This window comes from Streptomyces sp. NPDC042002, assembly GCF_055588305.1.
Genome location: NZ_JBVJCT010000004.1, coordinates 202269 through 217150, shown reverse-complemented (window position 1 = coordinate 217150; position 14882 = coordinate 202269). Strand labels below are relative to the sequence as shown.

13 protein-coding genes and 1 pseudogene are annotated in these 14882 nt (G+C 73.5%); 3 read left to right on the top strand and 11 right to left on the bottom strand.

From position 1 onward, the window contains the following. Window positions 1-34: 34 nt before the first annotated feature. The 3 genes from ACZ6KY_RS08660 to ACZ6KY_RS08650 form a co-directional block, all read right to left on the bottom strand. Entirely contained in the window at window positions 35-1096 is a 1062-nt protein-coding gene (locus tag ACZ6KY_RS08660) for an ATP-binding protein (RefSeq protein ID WP_469309568.1), read from the bottom strand. A 172-nt stretch (window positions 1097-1268) separates the two neighbouring features. Then, entirely contained in the window at window positions 1269-3386 is a 2118-nt protein-coding gene (locus ACZ6KY_RS08655) for a phage holin family protein (protein WP_469309567.1), read from the bottom strand. 166 nt (window positions 3387-3552) lie between these two features. Continuing rightward, the gene (locus ACZ6KY_RS08650; RefSeq protein WP_469309566.1) at window positions 3553-4032 is read right to left on the bottom strand and encodes a recombinase family protein; all 480 of its coding nucleotides are present in this window, start codon (window positions 4030-4032) and stop codon (window positions 3553-3555) included. A gap of 84 nt (window positions 4033-4116) precedes the next feature. On the opposite strand from ACZ6KY_RS08650, the gene ACZ6KY_RS08645 reads away from it, so the two are divergent. Beyond that, window positions 4117-4890: an MBL fold metallo-hydrolase gene (locus tag ACZ6KY_RS08645; protein WP_469309565.1), complete on the top strand. Its 774-nt coding sequence runs from the start codon at window positions 4117-4119 to the stop codon at window positions 4888-4890. A 65-nt stretch (window positions 4891-4955) separates the two neighbouring features. Further along, window positions 4956-5588 (top strand): DedA family protein, encoded by a 633-nt coding sequence (locus ACZ6KY_RS08640; protein ID WP_469309812.1) that lies wholly within the window; start codon window positions 4956-4958, stop codon window positions 5586-5588. Between the two features lie 122 nt (window positions 5589-5710). Here the strand turns inward: ACZ6KY_RS08640 and ACZ6KY_RS08635 are convergent. The 4 genes and pseudogenes from ACZ6KY_RS08635 to ACZ6KY_RS08620 form a co-directional block, all read right to left on the bottom strand. Beyond that, window positions 5711-5977: pseudogene (locus tag ACZ6KY_RS08635) on the bottom strand (MBL fold metallo-hydrolase); the annotation flags it as partial. Between the two features lie 68 nt (window positions 5978-6045). After that, window positions 6046-7293 carry an aminotransferase class I/II-fold pyridoxal phosphate-dependent enzyme gene (locus ACZ6KY_RS08630; protein ID WP_469309564.1) on the bottom strand — a complete coding sequence of 416 codons (1248 nt, stop codon included), beginning with the start codon at window positions 7291-7293 and terminating at the stop codon, window positions 6046-6048. 298 nt (window positions 7294-7591) lie between these two features. Further along, window positions 7592-8641, bottom strand: a complete 1050-nt coding sequence (locus tag ACZ6KY_RS08625) for a hypothetical protein (RefSeq protein WP_469309563.1) — start codon at window positions 8639-8641, stop codon at window positions 7592-7594. A 307-nt stretch (window positions 8642-8948) separates the two neighbouring features. After that, window positions 8949-9671 (bottom strand): ANTAR domain-containing response regulator, encoded by a 723-nt coding sequence (locus tag ACZ6KY_RS08620; RefSeq protein WP_469309562.1) that lies wholly within the window; start codon window positions 9669-9671, stop codon window positions 8949-8951. Window positions 9672-9829: 158 nt separating this feature from the next. Between ACZ6KY_RS08620 and ACZ6KY_RS08615 the strand changes: the two genes are divergently transcribed. Beyond that, on the top strand, window positions 9830-10975 hold the full coding sequence (locus tag ACZ6KY_RS08615; protein ID WP_469309561.1) for a PAS domain-containing protein: 1146 nt from the start codon (window positions 9830-9832) through the stop codon (window positions 10973-10975). Window positions 10976-11039: 64 nt separating this feature from the next. Here ACZ6KY_RS08615 and ACZ6KY_RS08610 read toward each other — a convergent pair whose 3' ends face one another. The 4 genes from ACZ6KY_RS08610 to ACZ6KY_RS08595 all read right to left on the bottom strand — a co-directional run bounded on the left by ACZ6KY_RS08610 (window position 11040) and on the right by ACZ6KY_RS08595 (window position 14827). Next, window positions 11040-11834, bottom strand: coding sequence for an RNA polymerase sigma factor SigF (locus tag ACZ6KY_RS08610; protein ID WP_469309560.1), 795 nt, complete (start codon window positions 11832-11834; stop codon window positions 11040-11042). 346 nt (window positions 11835-12180) lie between these two features. Then, complete coding sequence (locus tag ACZ6KY_RS08605; RefSeq protein WP_469309559.1) at window positions 12181-12759, bottom strand: TIGR03086 family metal-binding protein; 579 nt, start codon at window positions 12757-12759, stop codon at window positions 12181-12183. Then, entirely contained in the window at window positions 12756-12998 is a 243-nt protein-coding gene (locus ACZ6KY_RS08600) for a DUF6158 family protein (RefSeq protein WP_469309558.1), read from the bottom strand. Before ACZ6KY_RS08600 ends, ACZ6KY_RS08605 begins: the two co-directional genes overlap by 4 nt. Before the next feature lie 209 nt (window positions 12999-13207). Next, entirely contained in the window at window positions 13208-14827 is a 1620-nt protein-coding gene (locus ACZ6KY_RS08595; protein ID WP_469309557.1) for an ABC-F family ATP-binding cassette domain-containing protein, read from the bottom strand. Window positions 14828-14882 lie beyond the last annotated feature (55 nt).

Sequence of the window (14882 nt, the reverse complement as noted above, 5' to 3'; positions counted from 1 at the left end):
ACGAACGTACGCGGGTACGGAGTTGTACGGGAACTCACTGGCGCGCCTCCACCAGGCGCGGCATGTCCCGGGCCGCCTCCACCAGGAACCAGGCGGGCAGGACGGGATTGCCGTCGGGGTCGGACACGATGACGCTCTGGGCGACCTCGACGGAGATCTCGGCGAGCTGGACGAGCAGGGACTTGGCGCGGTACGCGGTCTGGCGGGCGTTCGCCGAGAGGTGTTCGCGGCTGGCGGGCAGTTCCTTGACGAGCCGGCCGCGGAAGGACTCCGCGAGGTAGTAGAGGAGGTCGCGGTCCTCCACGCGGGAAGGCCAGCGGGCGTCACCCTTCAGGATGGCCTCGATGCCGAACCGGCTGCGCACGATCTTGACGTAGCCGCAGAAGGCGACGGCGTGCGCGGGCGTCAGCGTGCCATGGGCGATCACCTTCAGGGTCCCCTCGTCGACCTCGGGGCCGAAGGAGCCCAGCGCGTCGGACAGCATGTGCCAGGAGCGCGGCGTGGAGAACGGCTCCTCCGTCTTCGGCGGCCTGGACCACAGATGGTCGGGCCGGTCGGTGAGGTGGTCAAGCACCCAGGGGTGGATGTCGTTCGCGGCCGCCCAGACGAGCCAGTCCTTCGGGGAGGCCTCCAGGTGGACGTGCGTGAGGCGGTTGACCAGGGCCGAGGCGATCGGGCGGGCCAGCGCGTTGTCCGTCGAGCGGTTGCCCGCGCCGATCACGATGGAGCCCTTGGGCAGCTCGTAGTCGCCGATGCGGCGGTCCAGGATCAGCGAGTAGAAGGCCTTCTGCACATCGGGCGTCGCCGCGTTCAGCTCGTCCAGGAACAGGCAGTACGGCTCGTCGCGGGCGATCGCCTGCGGCGGGCAGAAGACGGAGCGTCCGTCGCGGATCTGCGGCACGCCGATCAGGTCCTCCGGCGCCAGCTGCGTGCCCAGCAGGCTCACGCACTCCAGCCCGAGCGATTCGGCGAACTCCCGTACCAGGGAGGATTTTCCGATGCCGGGGGCGCCCCAGAGGAAGACCGGCCGCACGGTGGCGAGACCGAGCAGCAGCTCCGGGATGCGGGCGGGAGTGACGGTGACGGCTGCCTGCACAGGCGAGCTCCTTGGGGGCGTTCGAGAGAGGCGCGCAGAGGCGCGGTGTCCGATACGCACAGTGTGGGCACGGAGGTCCACCCACCGCCTCCCATTTTCGAGGCGCGATCCCGTCGCCCGGCCGCCCCATCAGTCCGCCGCTCGGCCACCGGGGCACAGGAGAGCGTCCCGCTCAGGCGGCCTGCTCGTCCGGGCGGGCCGGCAGCGGCACTTGGGGGCCGTCGCACTCGCGCAGCCAGCGCCGCAGGACGTCGTGCACCCGCTCGGCGCCGACGAGTTCGGTGTCCGCGTCGACGAAGTCGGTGGCCGGGCCGGCGAGTTCGGTGGCCGGGCCGACCGGTGTGGACAGGGCGACCGGCGAGAGCAGGAAGGGTCTCCCCTGGGCGCCGCCGAGTCCGCCGTGCGAGCCGATCTGCTCCTCGAAGGCGAGGACTTCGCCCTCGGCGGGGTCGTACGAGGAGTTGACCATGATGTCCGCGGCGTGCGCGAACGAGTGCGTGCGCCGCACGGCGTCGGCGGCGCCGGGGCCGAAGTCGGCCAGCGGGCCCGGGTGTTCGTCGTCGAGGTGGTCCACGGGCACCTCGACTCCGTGCGCGCCGAGCACGAGGCCGCCGTACTCCTCGCTGCGGACCAGGAGGAAGCCGACGCCGGGGTGGTTGGCGAGCGTGGAGAGCAGCGCGGGGTGGCGGCGGTCGATCTCCTCCCGGCTCATCCGGTGCGGAACGTCGGGGAAGGAGACGAGGCCGAGGTTGCCGGAGGCCAGGACGAGGGGCTCGGAGCGGCGCCCCGCCGGTCCGCGGCGCTCCTCTCGCTCCTCGACCGGCCTGCGCAGCGCGGCTCGTACGGCGGTCCGCGCCTCGGCACCGCTGTGGGTCCGCCGGGCCTTGCGGGGCACGGGCAGCCCGCAGCCGGCCCGGACCAGATTGCCGAGGCTGAGGCCGTAGCGGGTCAGGAAGGTCTCCCCCGGGCTCTGGCCGTGGTCGGAGAGCACGACGATCCGGTACGGCCGCGGGGCGTGCTCGGCGACCTTCTCGATCAGCGCGAGCGACCGGTCGAGCCGCTCCAGGATCTTCCCGGCGTCCCGGCTCCGCGGCCCGGAGTGGTGCGCCACTTCGTCGTACGCCACCAGGTCCGCGTAGACCGCGTTGCGCCCGGCGAGCATGTCTCCGATCACCGCGGCGACCACGACGTCCCGCTCGACGACGGTCGCGAAGGCGCGGATGAACGGGTACAGCCCGCCGCGGTCGACGCGGGGCCGTCGCCGCTCGATGCGGGCCCGGGTGGACTGGCCCGTCTCTCTGAGGACTTCGGCGACGAACGACATCGCCGTACGGACGGCGTTGGCCGGGTCGGAGAAGTACGCGAAGTAGCCCGCCCGTGAGCGGTTGTCCCGTCCCCTGCGCGCCGCCACGGACAGCACGAGGGCGAGCTCGTCGGCGCCGCCGCTGAAGAGGTTGCCGCGGCTCGCGCCGCCGACGGTGAGCAGTCCCCCGTCACCGGTGCGCGCGACGGCCCGGCGCTGCAGCTCCGCGGCGCTGGTCGGCCGGTTGCAGACCATGACCTCCTGGGTGTCCTTCTCGTACCACCGGAAGGCCGGGACGTCGTGGTTGGTGCCGTGCAGGATGCCCAGCTGGCTGGCGCCGGTCTGGCTGGACCAGTCGGTGCGCCACGAGGTGAGCCGGTGGGTGGGGCGGGGCCCGCTCAGCCATCGGGCCGCGGTCGGCATCAGCCCTTTGCCGATCGCCTCGCGCAGCACGTCGTGCCCGACCCCGTCGAGCTGGAGGAAGACGACACCGTGCGTCGAGGGACCGGGCCGCCCGGCCAGGCGTCGGCGGCGACGGTCGGCGAGCCGGTAGAGCCGGCGGCGGTACGCGTCGTCGTCCCGCACGGCGAGGGCGCCGCCGGTGGCCGAGGCGACGGCGGACATCACGGCGGCCACGACCACGGCGGTCTCGGGGGCCGCCTCACCGTGCCCGGAGGGGTTGAGCCGCAGGGCGATCAGCAGCAGCGAGCCGTTCAGGAAGAACACGAGCAGGCCGAGCACCAGGGCGGGCACGAGCAGCAGGGCCCGCACGAGCAGCGGCCACACCAGCGACGACAGGAGGCCGAAGACGCCCGCGCCGGCCGCCGCGGTGACGGCGATCCGGGTCGCGCTGTCCCCGCTGTCCGACTGCAGCCGGAAATCGGGCAGCACACCGGCGAGGACGAGCATCGTGACCGTGGACACGGCCCACACCGTGATACTCCGCCCCGCCGCGCCGGCGACGCGCCGCCAACGTCCTCCGTCCACGCCCAGTCCACCTCACGTCCCGCCCGCCCGGTCCACGCGGCCTGCTCCCACCCTGTCACAACGGCCGGAGATCCCCAGAAGTCCCCAAAAGCCGCAAGGAGTCCCCCCGCGCTTCCCTCAGGGCTCCCCGCAGGACTTCCCTCAGGGCTCTGCCACCGGGGAGAGCTCAGCGGCCGTCGTATCCGGCCGTCGGCATCGACAGGCGGCGGTGGACCCGGGCCTTCATCTGGGCGTCGTACGACGGTTCGGCGGTGCCCACGGTCTCGACGCGCACGCCGCGGCGCACGCACTCTGCGGTGAACTCCTCGACCGAGGCGAGCGCGCGCTCCAGCACCCGGCGGCTGGGCGCGACGAACAGATCCACGAGGCCGGCCTCGACGTCCGCCCACAGGCTGCGGTGGTCGGGGCGCAGACCGCGTACGAGGAGTTCCCGGGTGACGACGTAGCCGTGTTCGGCGGCCCAGCGGGCGCACATCGCGTGCTGGCTGCGGGAGTCGACGAGGAAGGGGTCCGCGTCGAGTTCCTCCAGCGGTGTCAGGCTCGCGATGGCCGTGACGCGAAGCGACGGAGGGCGCGACGCGGGGCCGATCCACTCGTGCGAGCGCTTGAGGGCGGGCGTGCCGGAGGCAGCGCGTGCGTCTCTCATGGCGTCCCCCTCACCTCCGGGTTTCGCCGCAGACCCTACTCCTGCCCGTAGGCTCGGGGGGAGTCGTGCGAAGGAGGCAAAGAGGTGCCGGTGGAGATCACCTGGTGGGGGCACGCCACCTGCACGCTGGAGGACTCCGGGACACGCGTGCTCACCGATCCCCTCTTCGCGCGCCGGCTCGCGCACCTGCGGCGCAGGCGCGGGGCGCCGCCCCCTCCCCCCGCGGCGGTCGCCGACGTGGCACTCGTCTCCCATCTGCACGCCGACCATCTGCATCTGCCGTCGCTGGCGCGGCTGGCCCCGGGTACCCGGCTGCTCGTGCCGCGCGGCGCCCCGCGCTCGGTGCCCGGACTGCGCAGGCTGGACCATCTGCGGCTCACCGAGGTCGCGCCCGGTGATCGCACCCGGGTCGGTGACCTGGTCGTCCGCACGGTTTTGGCGCGGCACGACGGACGGCGGCTGCCGATCGGACCGCACCGCTCCCCCGCCGTGGGGTACGTGGTGGAGGGCGAGTCGCGGACGTACTTCGCCGGGGACACGGGGCTGTTCGCGTCGATGGCCGAAGAGGTCGGGGATGTCGACGTGGCGCTGCTGCCGGTGGGCGGCTGGGGTCCGTATCTCGGGGAGGGGCATCTCGACGCGGGGCGGGCCGCCGAGGCGCTCGCCGCGTTGGGGCCGCGCAGCGCTGTGCCGGTGCACTACGGCACGTTGTGGCCCATCGGGATGGATGCCGTGCGCCCCCATGAATTCCATGCGCCGGGTGAGGAGTTCGTGCGCCTGGCCGCCGAACGTGCGCCCCAGGTGGCCGTGCACCTGCTGGGGCATGGCGAGAGCGTGCGTCCGGAGGCCGCTCGGTGATCCCCTGGCCCGCCGCGGGCGCGGTGGTTCCCGCTTTCCTCCAGTCGGCCAAGGGCGCCGCACCGGTGGTGTTCCTGTCCGCCGCGGCCCCGGCCGTGCCGCCGGATTCCACTCAGCAGGCGATCGGATATCCGTCCCTGTTCCTGCTGGTGCTGATCGGCGCGCTGGTGCCGGTGGTGCCGACGGGTGCGCTGGTCAGTTCGGCTGCGGTGGTGGCCTTCCATCGGACGTCGACGTCGCCCTTCGCGCTGTTGACGGTGTTCCTGGTGTCCTCGGTCGCCGCGTTCCTCGGCGACATATCGCTCTACTGGCTCGGCCGGCGCGGCATGGGCTCGAAGAACGGGTCGCGCTGGCTGGAGGCGATCCGGGAGCGTGCCCCCGAGGACCGGCTCGCCCAGGCGCAGCGGAAGCTCGCCGACCACGGCATCGCGGTCCTCGTCCTGTCCCGCCTCGTGCCGGCGGGCCGCATTCCGGTGATGCTGGCCTGTCTGCTGGCGAAGATGCCCCTGCGCGTCTTCGCCCGCGGGGACATCCCGGCCTGTCTCGCGTGGGCGGCCACCTACCAGATCATCGGCATCCTCGGCGGCTCGCTCTTCCCTGAGCCCTGGGAGGGCGTGGTGGCGGCGGTGGCACTGACCCTGGCGATCGGCGCGGCGCCGAGTGTGTGGCGCAGGTTCCGCGGGACGCCGCCCTCGTAGGGACCCGGCCGCTTCTCCAGGAGGGGGCGCAGTCGCTTCCCGTCAAGGCGACGTGGACGCTTCCGTCCGTCGCCCCCGTCCGGACGGTCTGGGGGATATCCCGTGCTTCCGAAGCGCGGTCGCTCCAGTACCCGGGAGCCTCCCACTGCCAGATCCCAGAGGTTCTCCCGGGCCAGGCCCGCCCGTTCCCAGGCGGCCCGCACTCGCCGCAGGGGCTCCAGTACCGGTTCCGCCGAGAGCACGAACGTGCCCCAGTGCATCGGTGCCATCCGCCGGGCGCGCAGGTCGACAGCCGCTCGCACGGCTTCTTCCGGGTCGCAGTGCACATCGCTCAGCCACCAGCGGGGGTCGTAGGCGCCGATGGGCAGAAGGGCGAGCGCCGATGCCGGGGCGGGTGGGGGCGCGGGATCGCCGGTGTCCTGGGTCGTCGTGCTCGTGGCCGACTCGGACTGCTGCGTCATCGAGGAGACTCCCATCGCTGAGCGTCGTCGCGGAGATCGTCGAAGGCCGACCCCAACAGGGTCAACGCGCTGTGCACATGCGGCAGTTCCAGGGGCGACGGGGAGGTGAGGGATTCCTCCCGCTCCTCGTCGGTGGAGCCGAGCAGCGGCCCGGTGCCCAGGCGGACCCGCAGCGCGGCGAGGTCGTCGCCGAAGCGGTGTCCGCCCGGCGCGGGCATGCCGAGCCGGGCGGAGAGGTAGTCCTCCAGGTCCTGCGCGTCGCCGACGCCGTGCGCGCCGAGGGCGGAGCGGAGCGGGCCGAGGTCGACGTACAGGTGCCGGCCGGCCTGCGGGGGGCGCACGACGGCACCCGCGGCGCCCACCGCGCGCTGCGCGGCGTCGGCCACCCGCGCGTGCAGGCGTACGGCGGCGGTGAGCCGTTCGGTGATCGCGGCGGGCTCGCCGAGCGCGTACGCGGCCGCCGCGGCGACCGGTTCGGCGACGCGCGCGCCGAGCACGGTGAGCACGTCGAGGACGCGGGAACGCAGCAGAGCGCCCGCGTCGTTGCCGGGGAAGCGGGCGACGGCGGCGGGCCAGCCCTGCGGCAGGAAGGCGCCCGCGAGGTCGGTGATCACGGTGACGTCGTCGGGGAGCATCTCGGCGGGGCTGAGCAGCACGGTGTCGTGCGGCCGGTGCAGGGTGTCGCGCCAGGTCTCGTCGCTGACGATGTGCAGTCCCTCGCCCGCCGCGACCTCCACGATCTCGTGCACCACCTCGGGCGGTGCGACGGTGGCGGTCGGATCGTCGGCCACGGACAGCAGGAGCAGGCGCGGGTCGCCGCCCTCCGCTCGCACTCTGCGGACGGTCTCCAGGAGGGCGTACGGATCCGGGACTCCGCCGCACTCCGCGGGCGTCGGGACGTGGAACACGGTTCTGCCGAGCAGGCGTGCCTGCGGCGCCCACCACGCGGCGCACGGGCGGGGCGCGAGGACGTCGCCGCCGAGCGCTCCGGTCAGGGCCAGCAGCAGCGTGGGGGCTCCGGGGGCGGCCACCACCCGGTCGGGTGCGGCGGGCAGTCCGCGCCGGTTCCAGTAGCCGCGGGCGGCGTCGAGGAGCGCGGGGCCGCCGCCGAAGAGGCCGGTGTCCGAGCGGTCCGCGGCGGCGGCCAGCACGGCGCGGAGTTCCGGCAGCACGGGCAGGCCCTGATCGGGCAGCGGTGGCCCGTACCGGACCGGTCCGTGGCCTTCCGGGGCCGTCCGCCGCATACCTGCCTCCGCACCGTGGGTGCTGCCGTTCGCTGTTCCGGAGCCTGCCCGTCCGTACGGTTCCGGGTGCCTTCGTCCCCTCGTACAGCCCACTTCACGCGGATCGCCGGCCCATGCCGTGGACCGCTCAGTACGCAGAGGCATGCCGTCCCATGAACGCTCGCGTCCGTGCTCTGGTCCCTGCCCTCGTCCGTACTCTGCGGAACGCTCCTGCCCGTCCTCTTGTGCGTGGCCTTGCGCATGTGCCCGTCACATCGTCACCTGCCGCGCCGTCGGCCGGCACCGTGCCGCCTCCCGGCTACGCCCGTCGGCGGCGCAGCCGGTGCAGCCTGTACCCGGCCGCGCCCAGGGCCCCGGTGATCAGGGCGCTCCCGACGATCAGAGCCGGCACGGAGTCGGTGAACACACCGCCCTCACCGGCCTGTACGCCACGCTGGACGGTGGGCGGACGCCCACCGTCGCCGGTGCCCGTGCCCGCGCCGGAATCGGAGCCGGTCCCGCTGTCGGGGCCGTGCGTCGCCGTGGCACCCCGGCCCACGGAGTACGAGGCTGTCCACTGTCTCCCCTGACCGCCTGGCGGCGCGGGACAGACGCCGTCCACGTTCCACGGCCCGTCGGCACCCCCGGCATCCGGGCCGGTCTTGTCCGGGCCTGCTTTGTCCGGGCCCAAGGTGTCGGGAGCCGCGGTGTCGGGACCCACCGAGTCCGGGCCCACCGTGTCGGGGCCCACCGTGTCCGGACCCACGTCATCCGGGCCCACGGTGTCCGGACCGACCGTCTCCGGACCTACGGCGTCGGGGGTCAGCGGGTCGGGGACCGCGGGGTCGCCTGCGACGGGAGCGGGTGCCAGGGCGTCGGGGGCGACGGTGTCCGAACCCCCGGAGGCCGGGCCCACCGCGTCCGCGCTCGCGGCGCCGGGATTCTTCGCGTCGGAGCCGCCTGACGCGCCGGGGCCCGCCGCGCCGGGGCTCACCCCGTCGGAGCCGCGCCCCGCGTCGGACCCCGGCGTGACGGAGTCCGCCGCCGTGTCGGGAGCCGCGCCGGACCCGCCGGACGAAATGTGGGCCGTGCCGCTGTAGGAGGCGGCGCCGACGGCGCTCGGGTCGGTGCCCTCGACCCGGTGCAACTGGACCTTGCCCTCCTGGAAACCCCGGGAGCTGGCGTCGATGAAGTCGGGCGGGGTCCCCCCGATCGCGTCGCAGGTGACCGTGATGGTGAGGGTGCCGCCGGGTTCGACGGAGCCCGGGCTGACCTCCGCGGCCGGATCCGCGGACGCGCCCGACGCGGCGGCGCCCAGGGCGGCGCCGGCCAGGGCGGTGGCGTACAGGACACGGGCGGTACGGCGCATGAGCGGGGCTCCTTCGGCGGGGCTGCGGTCCGAGGGCCACGGCCGTCGTGTCCCTCGGGCCCATCAGAGCCCGCCGTCCCGCCGGGCGCGAACGGCCGGGCACCATTCGCGGGAAAACAGGGGCCCGAGCGGGTGACACCGCGGTGCTACGGCGACCGGCCCCCGGCGTACGCCGACGCCGCCGTACAGAACCCACCCCAACCGCGACCCGTACGACACTCGCCTCCGCAGGCCGTACGACAGCCGCCCCCGCAGCCGTACGCCACCCACCGCCGCCGTCCGCACACCGGCCGACGCCCGTCCGCCGTCAGCCGGCCCGGGGCACCAGTTCCTTCTTCAGGTCCAGTCCGTGTCCCCGCTTGTCCACGACGGCCGCGGCGACGTCGGACAGTTTGCGGTTGGTGCCCTGGGAGATCCGGCGCAGGACGGCGAAGGCCCGGTCCGCGTCGCAGCCCAGGACGTGCATGAGCATGCCGCAGGCCTGGTCGACGACGGGCCGGGAGCGCAGCGCGGCCCCCAGTTGGTCGAGTTCGGTGAGCGCCGCGCGGTACGAGCGGTCGCGGACCAGGCAGGTCGCGGTGTGGTCGCCGAGCGTGCGGGCGGCTCCGTGCCTGGCGCCTTCGAGGGCGCCGGGCCGGAAGCTGTAGAGGCTGAGGGTGACGGTCAGCCCGGAACGGCGAAAGGGGATGGTCACGCTGGAGCGCACCCCCGCGTCGAGGGCCACGGCCCGGTAGCCGGGCCAGCGCTCCTCGACCAGCAGGTCCGCCGAGTCGACGGGTTCGCCGCGTTCCAGAGCGGCCGGGATCGGCCCGTCGCCGGAGCGCAGCTGTACCGAGACGAGTCCGGCGAGGTCGGGGTGGGTCACCGCGGCGGGCCGTTCCGTGCCTCCCCCGGACACCAGGCTGCTGGCACCGCAGCAGTCCGTGACGCAGCGCGTGGCCTGCTCGGCGAGTTCCGAGAGCCTCCTCCCGGGAAGGGCCGACTCGGGTGATTCCGGCCCCGGACCGCCCAGTTGATCAGTTTCGGGCATGGCTCACTCCTCCTCTCCCCCCGCCTTCCCGCTCGACCGCGGCGAAAACGAGCACTCTCACCCAGGCCGGAACGGAGTGCCCCCACCTGCGCCGGACAAGTCCCGCGGGTTCCAGCCCCGCTCCCCACGGCACGGCTCGGCCGCGTTACGTTGATCGCATGGCGCAGACGGACGAATTCGGTGAAGAACTCGCGGATTTCGTGCGCCGCGTCTCGGAGTTGAAGGCGGCACGGTCCGTGCCCGCCCAGGAACTGCCGACGGTGCTCGACGCGGCGATCTTCGAACTCGACCATGTGGCGGAGCAGTTGTGGCCGGAGTTCCAGCGGCTGTCCGCGGCCGGTCCCGCCGGGATCGGCTCCGTGGACCGCCAGGAGCAGCAGCTCCTGAAGGCGCTGTTCCAGCGGGTGCCGGTGCCGGTCGTGCTGGTGGACCGCGAGAGCGTGGTGCGCCGGATGAATTTCGCGGCGGCCTCGTTCACCGGTGTCCGGGCCGGTTACGCCACCGGCCGGCCGCTGACCGGGTTCCTCGCGCACGCCGACCGGGCCGCGTTCCGCTCGCAGGCGGCGGCGGTGGCCCGCGGCGAGGGCGACCGCGGGCTCACCGTGCGTCTCCAGCGGGAGCCGTCGGTGCCCGTGCGGGTGACGCTGGCCGCGCTGCGGCCCAGCGGGGAGCCGCGGACCGCCGTACTCGTGGTGCTCCAGCCGGTGGACGAGGCGAACCCGTCGCCCTTCCCGGGCACCTCGGGGCGAGGTGCGCCGGAGCGGACGGTGCCGAGCCTGTCCGCGACCACCCGGCACGCGGCGCTGATGGACCTGCTGGACGCCATGACCACGGCGCTGCTCGGCGGTCCGGACGGCGACCGTTCGGCGGTGCTCGACCGGGCGGCCGGAGTGCTGCACGGGCGGTTCGCGGACTGGGTGGTGGCCGACACCGGGGACGGACGGCTGTCCCGTACGGCGGTCCTCGGCCCGTCCGGGTACGACGAGGAGGCGGCGGCCGTGGCCGCGCAGGATCCCGCCGCGTGCCCCCTCGTCGCCGAGGCGGTACGCGGCGGGTCCACGGCTCTGCAGGTGCGCCCCGAGGATCCGGACGCCTTCGGCCTCGACGCCTCGGGCGCCCCGGTCCTCGTCCGCGCCGACGTGACGTCCCTGCTGTGTGTGCCGCTGCCCGGCGCATCCGGTTCCGTACGTGGGGTGTTGACGCTGTTCCGGACCGGCGGCCGGCTCGCGTTCTCGATGGCCGAGGCGCAGGCGATGGACCTGATGTCCCGTCACATCGCCCTGAGGCTGGGATGGTCGGACTGAACCTGACGGTCCCTGGGCCTCCGGCGGACGTCCGCCGGGCCCCCTGCCGGCGACGGCGTCGCGGCTAGGCCGCGTCGCGCATGATCTGGTCGCGCAGCTGGGTACAGCAGCGGCTGATGAGGCGGGAGACGTGCATCTGGGAGATGCCCAGTTCGTCGGCGATCCGGCTCTGGGTCATGTCGCTGAAGAACCTCATGTAGAGGATGGCGCGTTCCCGCTCGGGCAGGGCCTGGAGCCGGGGCTTGACGGCCTCGCGGTCGATGACGGTGTCGAGGGCCGGGTCGGCCGAACCGAGGGCGTCGCTGAGGGAGTAGCCGTCCTCGCTGCCCGGCAGTTCGGCGTCCAGGGAGAGCGCGGTGAAGCTCTCCAGGGCCTCAAGGCCCGCCAGGACGTCCTCCTCGCTCATGTGGGCGTGCTCGGCGATCTCGGCGACGGTGGGCCGGCGGCCCGAGATGGTCTGGGACAGGTCCTGGCTGGCGAACCTGACCCGGTTGCGCAGGTCCTGGACCCGGCGCGGCACGTGCAGGGTCCACATGTGGTCGCGGAAATGGCGTTTGATCTCGCCGGTGATCGTCGGCACCGCGTAGCTCTCGAAGGCGTTGCCGAGCTCGGGGTCGTAGCGGTCGACGGCCTTGACCAGACCGAGCGCCGCGACCTGGCGCAGGTCCTCGTAGTTCTCGCCGCGGCTGCGGAAGCGTCCCGCGAGCCGATCGGCCATCGGCAGCCAGGACTCGACGATCTCCGCGCGGAGCGTGTCGCGCCGCTGCCCCGGGGGGAGCTCGGCGAGCCTGCGGAATGCCTCGGTGGTGTCGGGGGCGTCGTCGTGCGGATGGTGCGTCGCGCTCGCTTGAGTTCGCATGGTGCGTCGCAACTCCCTTGATGGTGCCGTGTGATGGACAGTCATCGTGGGAACGCACCCGTACGCCGGACGGGTACACCCATGGCGCGGATAGCCGCTCCCACGGACGTGCCTCCTGTCCGAAGCACTGCAACAGCGTCTGCCCCGCGCCATGCGGGACAAACACCTTCCTATTGTCTCCCGCGCCGGACCGCGCGTCCTCTCGGGGCCGGGGACGACCGTGACCTCACCACGTGGCGGTCACCGATGATGACCGCGTACGCACAGTGGGTGCGCGGGCGTCGGCGCGTACCCCGCGTCCGAGCGCGCCCCACCCGTCCCGCGCCGATCCGGACGGCACGCGTGGTCAGGGGCGGCGCCCGACCAGGCAGAGCAGTTTCGTCTGGACGTCGGCGCCGGGCGGTGGTTCCTCCGGGCCCGCGAAGAGTCCGCTCCTCTCCAGTTCCGCCGCGTGCGGGGTGACCTCCCTGACCGCGAAGGAGAGCAGTTCCTCGGGAAGTTGTTCGTCGGCGCCGATGACGCGGGACAGGTCCCAGGTGTGGACCGTCAGGTCGGTGACCAGTTGGGCGCAGTAGTCGGCCGCCTGCATGTCCCCGAACGAGAGATGGACCGTGCGGTCGAGCGCGCCGGGCTCGGCGAACACGGCGCGGGAGGTGTCGGCCACGGTGTCCCAGGCGGCGACCGGGTCGGGGCCGAGCAGGTCGCGCTCCAGGCTGTCGCCGACGGAGTCGACGGTGGCGCCGTCCCGGACCAGTGCGGGCACCCACGCCTGCTCGGAGACGAGGTGGCCGACGAGGTCGCGCACGCTCCAGGCGGTGCACGGCGTGGGGTCGTCCCACTGGTCCGCGCGGATCGCGTGGATACGGCGGCCGAAGAGCTCCAGGGCCTCCGCCTGCCGGGTCAGGACCGGGTCCGGGTCGGTCATGCCGGCGGCACCCCCGCGGGTCCGCGCTCCCGGGCGCCGTCCCGGGTACGGCCCGCCGAGACGGGCCGGCGCGGGTGGCGGCGCAGATACTCGCCCTCCAGCTGGGCCATGCGCACGTTGTGGGTGTGCAGCGCGTCGTTCGAACCGTGCAGCAGCGTGTCGTGGCGGGTGCGGTGGATGGCCTCCAGCTCTCTCATCAGCTGCTGGTCGTCCAGCCGGTCCGGGTCGACTCCGGTCATGGTGCTACCCCGCTCGTCGTGGCCGTCGGTGCGGTCCGGGCACCCGCCCCGGGCAGACACCGCCCCGAGCGGCGTCCGGGAGGGAGCCATGGACCGAGACCTACTCACCCCACTCTACGAACATCCGGGGTGCCGGGCCTCCCCGGGACGAGCCCGGCTGCCGGCCCCCCGGCGGGGCTGCCCCGCGAGAACCCGCCGTTCCAGGCCGTCTACCGGGCCCGCTCCACCCGGCGCTCGTCCCACACCGGTTCCTGCGTCTCCCGTACGCGGCCGTCCGAGCCGAAGACCAGGTAGCGGTCGAAGGAGCGGGCGAACCAGCGGTCGTGGGTGACCGACAGGACCGTCCCCTCGTACGCTTCGAGGCCCTCCTGAAGGGCCTCCGCGGACTCCAGGTCGAGGTTGTCGGTCGGCTCGTCCAGGAGCAGGGCCGTCGAGCCCTCCAGTTCCAGGAGCAGGATCTGGAATCGCGCCTGCTGGCCGCCCGACAGCTTCTCGAAGCGCTGCTCTGCCTGCGCGGTCAGCTCGTAGCGGCGCAGCCGGGACATCGCGGCTCCGCGGTCCTGCGAGTGCTCGGACCACAGGATGTCGAGGAGCGTGCGGCCTTCCAGTTCCGGGTGGGCGTGGGTCTGCGCGAAGTGGCCGGCCACCACGCGGGCGCCGAGCTTCCACTCGCCGGTGTGCGCGACGTCGCCGCCCGCGAGCAGCCGCAGGAAGTGCGACTTCCCCGAGCCGTTGGAGCCGAGGACGGCGACGCGCTCGCCGTAGTAGATCTCCAGGTCGAAGGGCTTCATCAGGCCGGTGAGCTCAAGTCCCTTGCAGGTCACGGCCCGTACTCCGGTGCGCCCGCCGTGCAGCCGCATCCTGATGTCCTGCTCGCGCGGCGGCTCCGGAGGCGGTCCGGCCTCCTCGAACTTCCGCAGCCGGGTCTGCGCCGCCGCGTAGCGGGACGCCAACTCATGGCTGATGGAGGCCGCCTGACGGAGATTCAGCACCAGCTTCTTGAGCTGCGCGTGCTTCTCGTCCCAGCGCCTGCGCAGTTCCTCGAAGCGCGCGAACCGCTCCTTCCTGGCCTCGTGATACGTGGCGAAACCGGCGCCGTGCACCCAGGCGTCCGCGCCGGCCGGGCTGGGCTCGACGCTGATGATCTTCTGGGCGGCGCGGGAGAGGAGTTCACGGTCGTGGGAGACGAACAGCACGGTCTTGCGGGTCTCCTTGAGCCGCTCCTCCAGCCAGCGCTTGCCGGGCACGTCGAGATAGTTGTCCGGTTCGTCGAGGAGCAGCACCTCGTCGGTGCCGCGCAGCAGCGCCTCAAGGACCAGCCGCTTCTGCTCGCCCCCTGACAGGGTCCGGACCAGCCGCCACTGCGCCTTCTCGTAGGGGACGCCGAGGGCGGCCGTCGTGCAGATGTCCCAGAGGGTCTCGGACTCGTAGCCGCGGACCTCGGCCCAGTCGGACAGCGCCTGCGCGTAGCGCAGCTGCGCCGCCTCGTCGTCCACGGTCATCATCGCGTGTTCGGCCGCGTCCACGGCCTTCGCCGCCTCGCGGATCCGGGGCGGGGCCACGGAGACGAGCAGCTCCCGCACGGTCGTCTCGTCGCGTACGGAGCCCACGAACTGGCGCATCACGCCGAGCCCGCCGCCCACGTTGACGGTCCCCCCGTGGGGTTTGAGCTCCCCGGAGATCAGCCGCAGCAGGGTCGTCTTCCCGGCGCCGTTGGGCCCCACCAGGGCGACGACGGCCCCCTCCCCCACCCGAAACGACACATCGCCGAGCAGCGCCCTCCCGTCGGGAAGGTAGTACTCAAGGTGTGCGGCTTCGAGATGTCCCATGGGCAGGCATTCTCCGGGGAGCGGGGGTGCGGGGCAAACGCGTATGTGGCCGAGG